This is a genomic window from Aneurinibacillus danicus (genome assembly GCF_007991215.1).
GTDB classification, from domain to species: Bacteria; Bacillota; Bacilli; order Aneurinibacillales; family Aneurinibacillaceae; genus Aneurinibacillus; species Aneurinibacillus danicus.
Genome location: NZ_BJXX01000167.1, coordinates 17,038 through 29,260, shown reverse-complemented (window position 1 = coordinate 29,260; position 12,223 = coordinate 17,038). Strand labels below are relative to the sequence as shown.

At 43.2% G+C, this 12,223-nt stretch carries 18 protein-coding genes; 15 read left to right on the top strand and 3 right to left on the bottom strand.

What is annotated here, in order from left to right:
* The first annotated feature begins 722 nt into the window (after positions 1 to 722).
* The 9 genes from ADA01nite_RS17735 to ADA01nite_RS17695 all read left to right on the top strand — a co-directional run bounded on the left by ADA01nite_RS17735 (position 723) and on the right by ADA01nite_RS17695 (position 7,103).
* The gene (locus tag ADA01nite_RS17735) at positions 723 to 2,234 is read left to right on the top strand and encodes a hypothetical protein (RefSeq protein ID WP_146811740.1); all 1,512 of its coding nucleotides are present in this window, start codon (positions 723 to 725) and stop codon (positions 2,232 to 2,234) included.
* A 3-nt stretch (positions 2,235 to 2,237) separates the two neighbouring features.
* Positions 2,238 to 2,666: a structural cement protein Gp24 gene (locus ADA01nite_RS17730; protein WP_146811738.1), complete on the top strand. Its 429-nt coding sequence runs from the start codon at positions 2,238 to 2,240 to the stop codon at positions 2,664 to 2,666.
* Positions 2,667 to 2,732: 66 nt separating this feature from the next.
* Complete coding sequence (locus ADA01nite_RS17725; RefSeq protein WP_146811737.1) at positions 2,733 to 3,725, top strand: major capsid protein; 993 nt, start codon at positions 2,733 to 2,735, stop codon at positions 3,723 to 3,725.
* Between the two features lie 16 nt (positions 3,726 to 3,741).
* A complete protein-coding gene (locus ADA01nite_RS17720; protein WP_146811735.1) occupies positions 3,742 to 4,017 on the top strand; it encodes a hypothetical protein in 276 nt (91 codons plus the stop codon).
* A 50-nt stretch (positions 4,018 to 4,067) separates the two neighbouring features.
* The gene (locus tag ADA01nite_RS17715; protein WP_146811733.1) at positions 4,068 to 4,475 is read left to right on the top strand and encodes a hypothetical protein; all 408 of its coding nucleotides are present in this window, start codon (positions 4,068 to 4,070) and stop codon (positions 4,473 to 4,475) included.
* Entirely contained in the window at positions 4,472 to 5,083 is a 612-nt protein-coding gene (locus ADA01nite_RS17710; RefSeq protein ID WP_146811731.1) for a hypothetical protein, read from the top strand. The genes ADA01nite_RS17715 and ADA01nite_RS17710 overlap by 4 nt, the downstream gene beginning before the upstream one ends.
* A complete protein-coding gene (locus ADA01nite_RS17705) occupies positions 5,080 to 5,739 on the top strand; it encodes a hypothetical protein (protein ID WP_146811729.1) in 660 nt (219 codons plus the stop codon). The genes ADA01nite_RS17710 and ADA01nite_RS17705 overlap by 4 nt, the downstream gene beginning before the upstream one ends.
* A gap of 4 nt (positions 5,740 to 5,743) precedes the next feature.
* Complete coding sequence (locus ADA01nite_RS17700) at positions 5,744 to 6,193, top strand: hypothetical protein (RefSeq protein WP_146811727.1); 450 nt, start codon at positions 5,744 to 5,746, stop codon at positions 6,191 to 6,193.
* A 103-nt stretch (positions 6,194 to 6,296) separates the two neighbouring features.
* Complete coding sequence (locus ADA01nite_RS17695; protein WP_146811725.1) at positions 6,297 to 7,103, top strand: DNA adenine methylase; 807 nt, start codon at positions 6,297 to 6,299, stop codon at positions 7,101 to 7,103.
* Positions 7,104 to 7,180: 77 nt separating this feature from the next.
* On the opposite strand, the gene ADA01nite_RS17690 is transcribed toward ADA01nite_RS17695, so the two are convergent.
* The gene (locus ADA01nite_RS17690) at positions 7,181 to 7,702 is read right to left on the bottom strand and encodes a ferritin family protein (protein WP_146811723.1); all 522 of its coding nucleotides are present in this window, start codon (positions 7,700 to 7,702) and stop codon (positions 7,181 to 7,183) included.
* A gap of 173 nt (positions 7,703 to 7,875) precedes the next feature.
* Between ADA01nite_RS17690 and ADA01nite_RS22240 the strand changes: the two genes are divergently transcribed.
* Positions 7,876 to 8,013: a hypothetical protein gene (locus ADA01nite_RS22240; RefSeq protein ID WP_170230361.1), complete on the top strand. Its 138-nt coding sequence runs from the start codon at positions 7,876 to 7,878 to the stop codon at positions 8,011 to 8,013.
* Positions 8,014 to 8,098: 85 nt separating this feature from the next.
* On the opposite strand, the gene ADA01nite_RS22235 is transcribed toward ADA01nite_RS22240, so the two are convergent.
* Positions 8,099 to 8,908, bottom strand: a complete 810-nt coding sequence (locus ADA01nite_RS22235; RefSeq protein WP_170230360.1) for a stalk domain-containing protein — start codon at positions 8,906 to 8,908, stop codon at positions 8,099 to 8,101.
* 321 nt (positions 8,909 to 9,229) lie between these two features.
* On the opposite strand from ADA01nite_RS22235, the gene ADA01nite_RS17680 reads away from it, so the two are divergent.
* Positions 9,230 to 9,397: a BC1881 family protein gene (locus tag ADA01nite_RS17680; protein ID WP_246147402.1), complete on the top strand. Its 168-nt coding sequence runs from the start codon at positions 9,230 to 9,232 to the stop codon at positions 9,395 to 9,397.
* On the opposite strand, the gene ADA01nite_RS17675 is transcribed toward ADA01nite_RS17680, so the two are convergent.
* Positions 9,394 to 9,594: a KTSC domain-containing protein gene (locus tag ADA01nite_RS17675; protein WP_371863576.1), complete on the bottom strand. Its 201-nt coding sequence runs from the start codon at positions 9,592 to 9,594 to the stop codon at positions 9,394 to 9,396. The genes ADA01nite_RS17680 and ADA01nite_RS17675 overlap by 4 nt on opposite strands.
* Positions 9,595 to 9,707: 113 nt before the next feature.
* Between ADA01nite_RS17675 and ADA01nite_RS17670 the strand changes: the two genes are divergently transcribed.
* From ADA01nite_RS17670 to ADA01nite_RS17655, 4 genes are all read left to right on the top strand, one after another.
* The gene (locus ADA01nite_RS17670) at positions 9,708 to 10,382 is read left to right on the top strand and encodes a hypothetical protein (protein WP_146811717.1); all 675 of its coding nucleotides are present in this window, start codon (positions 9,708 to 9,710) and stop codon (positions 10,380 to 10,382) included.
* A gap of 93 nt (positions 10,383 to 10,475) precedes the next feature.
* On the top strand, positions 10,476 to 11,384 hold the full coding sequence (locus ADA01nite_RS17665; RefSeq protein ID WP_146811715.1) for a hypothetical protein: 909 nt from the start codon (positions 10,476 to 10,478) through the stop codon (positions 11,382 to 11,384).
* Positions 11,385 to 11,453: 69 nt separating this feature from the next.
* Positions 11,454 to 11,909, top strand: a complete 456-nt coding sequence (locus ADA01nite_RS17660) for a hypothetical protein (protein WP_146811713.1) — start codon at positions 11,454 to 11,456, stop codon at positions 11,907 to 11,909.
* Positions 11,906 to 12,220 (top strand): hypothetical protein, encoded by a 315-nt coding sequence (locus ADA01nite_RS17655; RefSeq protein ID WP_146811711.1) that lies wholly within the window; start codon positions 11,906 to 11,908, stop codon positions 12,218 to 12,220. Before ADA01nite_RS17660 ends, ADA01nite_RS17655 begins: the two co-directional genes overlap by 4 nt.
* Positions 12,221 to 12,223 lie beyond the last annotated feature (3 nt).

Here is a 12,223-nt window from a genome sequence, read left to right as displayed (position 1 = left end):
AAGCAAAGCGCTGTTGGAGATCGAGCATGAATGGTGTGAGTCGAAGAAGGAGAATCGGAAGCTACACTTTCGGTTTAAAGGCTATTTATAGTCCGGCGATTTTGCGAAAGAGCGGTGATAGAAGAGTGAGTGATTTCAAAGGGTATATAGGCAAGTATTACACAATATGGTGCGGAAAGTGTATTAAGTGGGAGGATGTTCCGGTAAATAGCTATCCAGAAAAACAAGCCCGAAAAATGGGATGGAAGAATACGAAGGAGTACGGGTGGCTCTGTCCCGATTGTATAGCAGGAACTACAAGAGAATGGGATTTGAGAAAATAACTATCCGCAAAACAGCTCATTTTGCCAAAGTAATAAAACAAGAAAATCAAAAAAGCACCCTTAAAAGAGTGCCGTTATGCTTTTCGTATAAGTAGATAAACAATAAGTCCAGCTACAGGGAAAAAGAGAATACCAATCGCGACAATTATAGCGAAAGTGCTGTTTCTTCCGTTACGGATGGCATCGTTATACGCCCAAACTATTGAGAATATGTGTAGGGCGAACAAAGCGAGCATTCCAAGTAAAACGATGATTCCAAAAATGTTGAATTGCATGAGCAAGCAAATCACCATCTCTCTGCTAAAATATATTTTACTATATCATACGGAATTGGAAGATAGAGGTTTCCGTTTGAAAGAAAAGTTTGGTCTATTCTAGCGGAGAAAGGAGATGATATGCATGGGAAGAACACCAACGCCGGAACAATTGCAGCGGATTAATAGCAAGTTTGCTAAAACGCCATTGAAACCGGAACAAGTGTATGTATTTCGTACATACGCCGCAGATACAATTCCGATCAGGAGAAGCAGTTGGTTTGGTGAGTACACGATTACGATGACGGAAAGGATTCTGCGTGATTTACAAAAGGGATATGCGGAAGGGTGCCCGCTTTTGGCATCGCACAATGTGAATCGTTTGCCATTTGGACTAACATTCGATAGCGTTGTCGAATACCAGTACAACGGTGAGGAATCGTCGCCTGTGCTTTACACTGACCAGTACATGGTCACGCATACGTATGATGATGACGGAAATAAAGTGCCAATCAAAACAGAAGTTGGGGATATGAAAGTGTCAGACATTGCAAATGGCATTGATGCCGGAACGCTGGCTTCAACTTCTATCGGGTTTGAAATCACTCGTCCAATTTGTACCATATGTGGTCATGATATTCGTAAAGAACAATGCTCGCATTGGCCGGGAAGATACTATGAAATGGATGATGGTACTCCAAAACGTTGCGATATTTTAGCGGAAGCAGGAGAAGCAATTGAGCAGTCAATCGTATATTCTCCAGCGGTTGCCAAGGCTAAAATTCAGCAAGGGTTTTCGCAATTAACGGGAGAGCGTTCAGATAGGGGGGGAACTGAGGAGAAAACGGTCTATTCTATTGATGATATCAAGAAAGTCCCGCTTGATGAACCGGTTGTGTGCCACTATTCAAAAAACGGCGGTGTAGAGTTGTTTACTCGTTCGCCGCGTCGTATTGAGCGGAAAGAGGAGAATCTATCAAACGTTAAGGAGATGAATAGTATGAGTGACACGAATGTAGAGTTTAAGGATATTCAATTGGCATTTGCAAAAGCTGGCATTAACTTTGATAAGATCGGCGACATTCAAGCAGCAGTAAGTGCGGCATTGGCTGCGGAAAGCGAAAAGGCAACAGAAGCGCTGAACAAGCAACTGGAAGCGAAGGGTGCTGAACTAGCGCGTGTTTCTGCCGAACTGGACAGGTTGAAAACAGACTTTTCCGATGCTCAATCTAAAATCATGGAGCTTACCAGTCAAAATGAAGAGTTGTCCAAAAAAGCGGAATTGGCCGAGCAGTATCGAAAAGATTTGATCGAAGCTACAATTGAAGCGGGAATTCGTGCGTTTGGCAATGCGTTCAACAAAGAACGTCAGGAGAAGTATTTGTCTACTCTATCCATTGAGGAACTGAAAGAAGAAAAAGCAGCGTATGAAGGTCAGTTCCAGGAACGATTTGCAGGGGCACGTACAACGAAGCCGAAACAGCAAACGCGGACTGCTACGAACAGTGAATTCATGTATCGCTCGGATTTTGAAACGGAGCAGGAATTCCGCAACTATGTGGGATACGAAGCACGTAGGTTAGCGGCTGAAAAAGGGACGAACGTAGCAGATGAAACGGAAGCACTGTTCCGTAAACTCTCGCAAGAAAGGGTGTAAGTTATGGCAGGTAAAATTACAGGGATTGAAGTGGCGTATGCCATTGCCGCAGATAATGTAAATACAGATAATGGACTGAACGAAGTACCTATGTTTCGCATTCTGGTGTACGGTGATAAACCGGGTGAATGTAAACTGCCAACTGGCGCGGCTGGTGAAACATTCCTCGGTACGAACGCCAACGACCAACGCTTGCAAGATCAACGTATGGGTGGCGGCGGTCCACAAGCTGGCAAGCATCTTGCGGTCATGCGAAGCGGTTCAAGTTATGTAAAACTGACAGAAGATTGTCCGAAAGCAGGAACAAAATTGACGTTCGTTGCTGGCGGTTTCGCCAAGCCTGCATCCAGCACTGATCCGGTTATCGGAATTGCGGAACAGGCGGGTAAAGCCGGGGAATACATTTCGTTCTGGATTGCGCCACAATACTAGTTTCGCTGGTAGAGAAATTGAGGGCAGGAGGCAAGTTCACACAACACGAGAGGGAGATGAAATGATATGGGTGCATCGCGCGGGTATAAATCAACGCAAGAGTCACATGATGATGTGCTACTTACCAACATTGCCGTCGGGTACCGGAACGGCCAATTTATAGCCGACAAAGTTTTCCCGGCACTGCCGATGGTCAGTAAACAGTCGGACCGATACAAAGTATTCGGTATGGATGATTTCAAAGTGTTTGACGACAAAATTGCTCCAAATGGCCGTACAAACGAAATCACGTACGGCGAATCAGAAGATACGTATTTTTGTGATGGACACGGTTTGAAGCGGCCTATTTCAAAACAGGAATACGCTAACAGCGACAACCAAGATGAGCTTGAAAAAAGCGCTACACGCCTTACAACCAATCTTGTTTTGCTGAACAAGGAAATTGACGCTGCAAATAAAACGATGAATCCGGCATCGTATGCCCCAGGTCTTTCTACAACAATGGGCACGACAACACTCGATAATATTTTCGGGAAAAAATGGACAGACCCTACTTCCGATCCGGTCAGACAGATTGACAAAGCGAAAGAAATCATCCACACGAATTCTGGCATCAGGCCGAATAAGCTAGTCTTATCAGAAAAAGTGTATACAGCGCTAAAAAACCACCCGCAGTTTATTGAACTGATTAAATATTCGCAGACCGGTATTGTCACGAAGGATCTGTTGAAGGCAGCGCTCGGCGTGGATGATATTTATATCGGTGAAGCGTTACGCACGGTAAATGGATTTGGTGCAGTACCGCCAGGCAAACCGGAAGCGTTGAACTATATTTGGGGTAACAGTGCGGCGTTATTATACATTACGCCAACACCGGATCCAACATCGCCAACGTTCGGCTATACATTTGAATGGGATTTCGCTGGCGAAAAAGTAGCCCGTCGCGTTCGGAAGTGGGTAGATCAAGATTCCGAAGCCACGTATGTGGAAACAAAATACTACTACGATCAAAAAGTAGTGTGTAACCTTGCTGGTTTCCTCATGGCTGATGCGATTTAGGTTAGGCGGTGATGTTATGGCTGCACAAAAGCAACAAAAAGTAGGCGAAAAAATAGTTCACACTGCTCGCGAAACGCTGCGCATCGCGGAATATGCGCGTATTTACTCTTATGGATACAAAGTGATTGTTACCAATCTTGGTTGTGGTGATGCCTATGTCGGGACCGATAATCAAGTAGTACCTTCACCGGAAACACTCTTGCCAGTGGGGGAAACGCGAGAGTTTGAGGATACAGTAAATGCGTTCGCTTATTCGTGTCCGACGCTGGAAGTAAAACTTGTAGAGAAGTGAAATCAATCCCATCGCCTGTGCGGTGGGATTTTTAGCAAGGAGGAAGCGAAGTGATTATTCTCCAACCTGGATTTGAAGGGGCGGTACGGTCGAAACTTGGCGTGTCACAGAAAGAACTACCGGACAGTGAGATCAACACTCCATTTCTTGTAGATCGGGCAGAAGCGGATGTGATTCGACGGGTGCCAGAATATGCTACGCTGACCGACCCATTGGATAAGCTGAATTTGCAGGATGCTGTTATTACGTATATCGCAATGATGATAGCCCCATCCATGGTACGGCGGTTAAAATACAAGGTCAAGACCATTGATGTGTCGTGGGAGAAGGAGAAAGTAGATTGGGAGGCGTTTGCTGCTCGTCTGCGTGATGAATATGAAGGACTTATCTGTGAGCTTACCGGATATGATTCACCATTAGTAGGACGAATCGATGTAGAGCCGAGGAACACGTTATGATTGACGACAAACGCGACATTATCATTTCGGAAGGTGTGCCTGTAGATGTATATGGGGTTAACTATGCCGTATCTACCGTTGCGATTATCGGAAGAGCCTCTACTTCTACGTCTACGTTGATTGCACTCGAATCCCATCGCCGCGCCAACTTCTTGCCGGAAGTACCACTGCCATGTGGTTCCACTGTATACAACAACGTTACAAGAGAGCGCTATGTGATTATTTCAACGTTTGATGAGGTTTTAGAGGGCGAGAAAGCTGCAACTATTTGTATCATGTATTTGTGCAATGCAGAGTTAACCGTGAGTAGCGTTTTAGAAGATGCGGATGAGAATGGTAATATTACGCTGATTGAAGTAGAGAAGTATAAAAATGTACCTGTTCATATCACGCAGGTAAATGCAGAACTGAGGCAAATGGATCCGGGCCTATCACCGGATGCAGAATATGTGATTTATATGACCGGATACGACTTGGATATACTCGACAAGTTTGTGGTGAGGAAAGGGAGCAGAGAGCTCGCGTTAAAGGTACTGTCTTGTGATTACTTTGTATTCGATGGAGCGGTGCAGATTCAGGCAGGCACAGAAACGAGGCGACAGTCATGAGTAAAGATTTTATCTCTTTTGATGCTCAGAGGTATTTACAGGCGCTATCAAAAGCGCTGGAAAAGGCAGCGCAGGAGATCGGCAGGGATTTGCAAAGAAAACTGCGTAACAAGGTCGGGATGATACCGTTTCGTTCCCATAAAGTGACGCTTGAATCCGGAATGGTGACAGACGACACAGCACGAAGTCGTGCCTTGGCCGACTCTATTCAGGCATATGTATTAGGGCAAGTATCGCTCATGGTGAACGGTGTGTATCGGATGGCGGTGACAGCGATGGAGAAAAACTTTGAGCGGTCACACATTGGTTTGTATTACGAGTATGGTACAGGTACACAGGAGTTGTCCATTAGTCCATTGCCCCGATTAGGGGAGTGGAACCCGGCACGTAACAACGGTGTTCCGGTAGCAGGTGCGCCGATTGTGACGCGGAGTGGTTTGTGGCGCGATGCAGGGGGAAATGTACGGACGACACGCTCGAAAGTGGCGGGCAAACCAATTAAGCGACCAGGTTGGGAAACACCTGCTTTACGATGGTTTGCGAATACGGTAGAAGAGAACAGACAGGCATATTATATGAAATTGACAGCAGCAGTGCGTAGTGTACATCCGGGTAAGTATATTCGGCTGAGAAAATCAATCAAACTGACGAGGTGATTGTATGGCAGCGGTTGAAGTGTACAATGCAGTGTATCGACTGTTGGCAGCAGATGCGGAGATTTTGGGGTTGCTAGAGTTAAGTCCGGCCTCATCGAATATCGAGAAAGCAAAGAAAATCGTGAAGCGGAAGAAGCCGCCGAATCTCACGACATTAATTCCTATCATCGCATTTTACACGTTGCCAGGAGCGCGTGATGGTGAGAACAAAGAAGTGTATGTCGCGCCGTTTACATTCGATATTTATACGAATGATGATGTGGATAAGGCACAACGAATAGCGAAACGAATTATCCAGATGTTTGATGGGAAATTGCCACAGGTGAATGAAACGGCAACGCTGGAAGCGATGTTTGTGACAGAGCATGAAAGCGAGACGAATCAGGTGAATACGTACTGTTACAGTGTAGGAATTGATTTTGCCGTTGTGGTGGATAAGGCGAGGTTGAAATAAAAAAAGCGGGCTAGGTCACTGAAAAAACGAGCGGATGTTTCGTATATAGTATATAGAATAAGTGTCTGCTGAGTTTTTAAAATAATTAGGAGATGAAATGTATATGACCTACCCAAGAGTATTACATTATCCCGGGAGCAAATGGAGTATGGCGGAGTGGATTGTGAATCATTTTCCGGAACACGAAGTTTATCTCGAGCCCTACTTCGGATCTGGAGCAGCGCTTTTTGAGAAAGAACCAGCTGCAATCGAAACGATTAATGATATGGATGAAGACGTGGTTAATTTATTCCGGATTATTCGAGAGCGGCCAGATGAATTGGCTCGAGCGATAAAATGGACACCATGGGCACGTACTGAATACTACAAGTCATACGAAAAGACCGGTGATGAATTGGAAGATGCGCGACGATTCTTGGTTCGATGCTGGCAGGCGATAGGAGCAAGAACCAGCGATAGAACGGGGTGGAGAAGTTCAATTAAAGCTTCAGGGAAGAACCGGACGACATCGTGGGACCGACTTCCGAATCACATATTGAAAGTTACAGAGCGGTTGAAAAATGTTCAGATTGAGTGCCAGCCAGCGGTTCAAATCATTGAACGCTACCGTCGAGAAGAAGTTTTGATATATGCCGACCCTCCGTATCTCGGTGAAACAAGGAAAAGCCGTATGTACCGGCACGAAATGATGAAGCCTGAACAGCATGAAGAAATGCTGAAAGCACTTCTTGCGCACCCGGGACCGGTTCTTGTTTCTGGATATGCCCACGCCTTATACGAACGTTATCTAAAAGGCTGGCGAAGGGAAACGCGCATTGCCTACGCAGAATCAGGCAAGAAACGAATCGAAGTGCTCTGGATTAATCAGGTGGCCGCAGAGAGAATGATGGGGCAGCAGACGTTGTTTTGATATATTGGTCGCCTGCCGGGAAACCAGTGGGCAATACGAAAACGTTCCCTTGATTGAAGCAAAGGAACGTTCCCATTCTATTTGTTTTTAGCATACAGAAAATTATATTTACTGGCATGTTTGATTTCATCAGTCAAAATCTCAAACACCATGTTTTTAAACACTATATTGGGGATTGTAAAGTAAATTTTTCGGTAAAGTTCTACTGCACTTAGCTCACCAAATATAGCCTTTTCGATACCAGCAAGGTAACTAGGTGGTCTCTCAAAAGATTCGTTATTGGTTGATTCAATGATTCGACCTGTTAAGGCGTAATACATTTGCTTAAACATTTGTCGATGCCGTCTTTCATCGTCGCGAATGGAAACAATAATTTCTCTATCCTGGTTTGATGGAGCGTTTTGGATTAAGTAATTATAAAAAAGCTCATCATTTCGCTCTCCTTGTACTGCTTGTTGTAAGAGAGGAAGAACAGCTTGTAAATTGGTTTGATACATTTGATATGAAGGTGGTACAGGTTGGGCTTGATACTGTATGGGTATAAACGCAAATGGATATGGACTGTATCCTTGCGTTATATCACTTGTATATAGATTCATGAAAATTCCCTCCTGGGTGTAGAGTCTCTAACATTTTATGAGCAGACACCTAAAGGGTGAGAAGAAATAAAAAGGCCGGCACAGGTCGGTAATGGAAAATGGCGGAAGCTTTATATTGCAATATCCTGATAGTCCTGCGGATTCCCGAAGGTGGAGGATGAGGATGAGGAGTAATGGAAGATGGATTGCTGGAAAAATGGGCGTGCTTAAGTGGCTGTGGTGAATCGTTTTTAGTTGATTCAAATCGGTCTGAGGGGAAAGATTTACTTTGCCCGTATTGCGGGAAATATGCAGAAGCTGTAGCCAGATAGAATCCAGAAGTTGATAAAGAAAAAGGCCACCCAAAGAGGAGTGGCCTTTTGTTATGTAGTATATAGCTGAACATTTATATAATACTTAGTTTTTTGTTAATCGAGCATCGAAAAGACCTATTTCAATGTCATAGCCATCTGTGTAAATTTGTTCTGCATCTGCACTTGTTTTAAAAGTCAATTTCTTGACATCTTTTACATTTAAATTAATGGCTTCAGGAAAGTCTCCAGCTTTAACAGTTTTACTATAAGCAACTTTTCCATCTAATAAGATTTGGAAATGAATAGGTTCTTTAATATTTTTAAAGTCATCAGTTAAAGCGAGGGTTGTTTTGAACGAGTTATATTCTCCATTAAGAGGGAAATCAATGCTATTCCATTTTTCATCCTGATTTCCATAAGATAAATATAAAGCCACAAATTTGTCGTAGGATTTTCCTGTATTATCTTTTAGGTTCATTTTATATCTAAAATTCCAATCCGAAACAATAGTATTTCCTTTAGGATAACCATATGCATTTGAACTGCTACCTTCTTGATAATTCATAGGTTCAATATCGCTGCCTAGATAAGAAATAACCTTATCATCTGATTTTGGAGTTGTAGTTGATGGCTCTAAATCAGTAGGAGATTCCGAGTTTATTTCTTGGCTAGTTACAATTACAGCTCGATTTTTACTATCCCATTGAACTTTTGCTCCAAGCGCTTCTGCTAACGGTCGTGCTGGTACCATAGTTCTCCCATTGATAACTTGAGGCGGTACATCAGATTGAACATTTTGACCGTTAACTATTAATTTAATTGGAGACTGAACTGCTAAGGCCGCACCTGAAAATAAAGCGACTCCTGTAATAACTCCAATTATGATTCCGGATGTAAAGTTTTTTTTCAACAATTTTATCACTCCTTTAATAAGCTAAAGGTAATAATTCTATAAATAGGCATATTTTCCTGCAATGTGAAGTTTATTTTAGCAGATTTAAGACTTAATACTGTACTTGTAAGATGTTTATTTAAGTTGATAAATTTGATTATGGCGTGAAAATGGCGCGATTTTGGCCGGAGATTGGCACTCTGTTTGGCATTAGGGGTGTTATGATGATAGTGTCAGAAGATAAGCGAAGGGGCCGTTCCAAGGGAGCGGTCTTTTTGTTTTAAGCGAATCAATAAAATGGGCATATTACTTATAAGCAATAAGTTAAAGGAGAGACACGAAGTGGATAGTTTAAAACAGGCGCAAACAGTAAATCTATCGGAAGAGTTAGAAACACGAGAGGGAGTAACAACCATTAGGATTGAACCCCATCAAGAATTCAAAATAACAACCGGCCAAAAGGAACGGGCATTCCAGGGACCGGCTGTTATTTTGGTCAATCAGGATTAGACTCTGCGATAGCTGAATGCATTTTTGATGTACGCTGCATGATAGCTACCTTTTGATCCGGCAGACATTAAACCTTGGTGAATAGACACTGGAACGTTGTAATAGTCATACGTTCCGTTGTGAAACTGAATTCGTAAGGTTTGAGATACCGGATCATATCCTACAGCTCTGAGATTAGACGAGCTTACTGGAATCATATGCATGCATGTCACCTCCTTCAGAACTACCATTCAACACGAAAAAATAATTTCCTACAAATAACAAGGAAAATAGTCCCTCTTGTCGAATGGGTTGCATGGGAGGGATAGGAATGTCTGATCAGAAAATAAAGGATATTTTTAAATACTATAATAGAATGGGGAGTAACTGGAATATATGGATTAAGCACGACAAATTGGGCTTTTCACTTCTGATTCTTACTATACTGATGCCCATCTTAGTTTTAGTTTTGTGCACTTTCGGTACTATAGGGAGTGGAAGTACAGTTGCTCTTATGGTTTTTTCCATTCTACTGATGAGTGTTGGATACATATTCTATTCCATAAAACAAAAAGAGTTTTTGAAAAAACATTACTATGGAATGTCAAGTATGTATGAGATAAAAGTAAACATTTTGAGAGCCTATCTTTATAAAAAGAAAATACGAACAAAAGAGCAACTGGAGTTTTTGGTCCGTGTATTAAAAAGTAAATCTGAGAAAAAGAAACGAAATCTTAACCTATGGTTTGCGCCACTTTTTCTTACATTATTAGTTCCTTTGTGGAATTCCATGCTTAGCGAAAGAGCAAAGAAAGTTAAAGACTGGAGTACATTTTTGGAACTTTTTGAAGCGACAGCAATATTAGTCATCATTATGCTTATTTTCATTGGCCTGTTCCGTATTATATGGTACTTAATAAAGAAATCCTTTAATGCAAAAAGCGAATTGTATAGTGAGATGGCAAACATTATTGAAGAAGAGATCCTTTTTGAAAAAATTAAGTAAGAGAGCACCCCAGCGGTGCTTTTTATTTTGCCTTGGAGGTGGATAAAATCTGCCTACTCTACTTTAGAACAAAGTAGAGAGGAGATGGATGCGGTGACTCAAATTGGAAACCCGAAGAAGGTCATTATTAAAGGTGTTGGCGCGTTAATGGGTTCGTACGAGGTCCCTAACCCGGACAAGACATCAGCGCAAAAAACGATTCGTCGGGCGATTACGCTCGGAACGATGCAAAGTTTGAAGATTGACTTTAACGTAGAGGCAGAGGATATTTTCGGTGGCGACTCGAACTTCCCGATTGACCAGCTGATTAAAAATAAAATGATCGAGATTACAGCTGTAGAAAGTAAATTTGATATGAACTCGGTATCGTTGCTCATGGGGTCCCCGATTCGGGAAAAAGAAGGAAACGACTATCTGTGGGAGATTGGCCGCCTTATAAAAGTGAATACAGGTACGGCTGGCGATCCGAGTACAGCGACGATTCCGAATCATGCTATTACAGGAGCGGGAGCGACCATTAGCGCAGAGGACATAAACGTAACGCTCCAATCGTCAAATGTGCAATTGGAGTTTGGTGGCGTGGCAACAAGCATGACAGATGTTCCGGCAGTTGGACAATTCAAAGTGTGGGTTCCGACCGGCGGAACAGTCGGCACATACGACTCCGTCGTCCTGCTTGAGCCTGGTATCACAGATAACGCGTATGTATCATACCGCCGTAAAATGGCTCCCGATGATGAGCTACAAGTCATGAACATGTTCAAGAATGATCTGCCATTCCCGATTTCTGTCGTACACACCGGGGCGTACATGCAAGATGGTCGTTTTCATGGTGTGCAAACAGAGTTGTACAAGTGTATTCCAAAAGGCCAGTTTACGCTTGATTTCCAACGCGCTACAGCTTCTACTAACTCGCTCAGCTTGAAAATTGTTGACCCTGAGTTGCCCTGCGGTCTGATTGGCACGATGAAGAAATTTGTGACTACACCGCCTGCATGCTAGGCTGAAATGAATAGAGAAGCCCTCGGTATAATGAGTCGGGGGCTATTTCTTTAGAGGGAGATGATATGCATGGATGCTGAACAACAAGCATTGGAGATTGCCCGAAAGATGAATGAGGAAGCGACTGCCCGTGTAGGTGAAATGATTACCCGGCAATCGGAACAGGAACAAACCGTTACACCGGAGCAGGCTGAATATAACAAAAAAGTATGGATGGAAACAGGAGAGCCGTTTACATTCCGTGATGGCAAGACGTACTATGTCCAGCCGTCTGCCCTTTCTGATGCGTTTGAAATCATGAGTATTCTCTCTAAAATCAACGTGTCGCTTGTCATTGCTAATTTTATGCCCACAGGCGATGAGGAGAAAGACAAGGAGCGTATAGATAACGTGTACCGGATTATGGAACTTGCTTTTAAACAGTATGGTTTAACGCGAGAATACATCGACCAGAACGTAGATGTTGTCATGGCTTCACGAATTATCGAAGCGGTCGCAGGGATGAACGGTCTTTTAAAAGTTTGAGTCCCTCGCCTGAAAAAGAGGGGCAAGTTGAAATCCGAGATGGCGAGGGAAACGTTGTAGACTGGGGACATATCTTCACATCGCTTTATCTTCACACATCACTTCGGAAATGGGAGATTTGGCAGCACACAATTCCGCAGATTGCGGCACTCATGCAGGCAATCGGGAAGAAAATTGAATTCCAAATCAAAATTAGTGCAGGTGGATTGTTTGGTGGTGTGTCTAACGAAGATGGAGAAGTCGATGAAGAAGGGTATCGCATAGCAACTGAAAAAGATATTGATTTAATTGCATCGCTTCTTAGTGGATAGAAA

Excerpts from the sequence above, each read along its gene's own strand:
- ADA01nite_RS17735 (WP_146811740.1), top strand. The coding sequence starts at position 723 with ATGGGAAGAACACCAACGCCGGAACAATTGCAGCGGATTAATAGCAAG.
- ADA01nite_RS17730 (WP_146811738.1), top strand. The coding sequence starts at position 2,238 with ATGGCAGGTAAAATTACAGGGATTGAAGTGGCGTATGCCATTGCCGCA.
- ADA01nite_RS17725 (WP_146811737.1), top strand. The coding sequence starts at position 2,733 with ATGGGTGCATCGCGCGGGTATAAATCAACGCAAGAGTCACATGATGAT.
- ADA01nite_RS17720 (WP_146811735.1), top strand. The coding sequence starts at position 3,742 with ATGGCTGCACAAAAGCAACAAAAAGTAGGCGAAAAAATAGTTCACACT.
- ADA01nite_RS17710 (WP_146811731.1), top strand. The coding sequence starts at position 4,472 with ATGATTGACGACAAACGCGACATTATCATTTCGGAAGGTGTGCCTGTA.
- ADA01nite_RS17705 (WP_146811729.1), top strand. The coding sequence starts at position 5,080 with ATGAGTAAAGATTTTATCTCTTTTGATGCTCAGAGGTATTTACAGGCG.
- ADA01nite_RS17700 (WP_146811727.1), top strand. The coding sequence starts at position 5,744 with ATGGCAGCGGTTGAAGTGTACAATGCAGTGTATCGACTGTTGGCAGCA.
- ADA01nite_RS17695 (WP_146811725.1), top strand. The coding sequence starts at position 6,297 with ATGACCTACCCAAGAGTATTACATTATCCCGGGAGCAAATGGAGTATG.
- ADA01nite_RS17690 (WP_146811723.1), bottom strand. The coding sequence starts at position 7,702 with ATGAATCTATATACAAGTGATATAACGCAAGGATACAGTCCATATCCA.
- ADA01nite_RS22240 (WP_170230361.1), top strand. The coding sequence starts at position 7,876 with ATGGAAGATGGATTGCTGGAAAAATGGGCGTGCTTAAGTGGCTGTGGT.
- ADA01nite_RS17675 (WP_371863576.1), bottom strand. The coding sequence starts at position 9,594 with ATGATTCCAGTAAGCTCGTCTAATCTCAGAGCTGTAGGATATGATCCG.
- ADA01nite_RS17670 (WP_146811717.1), top strand. The coding sequence starts at position 9,708 with ATGTCTGATCAGAAAATAAAGGATATTTTTAAATACTATAATAGAATG.
- ADA01nite_RS17660 (WP_146811713.1), top strand. The coding sequence starts at position 11,454 with ATGGATGCTGAACAACAAGCATTGGAGATTGCCCGAAAGATGAATGAG.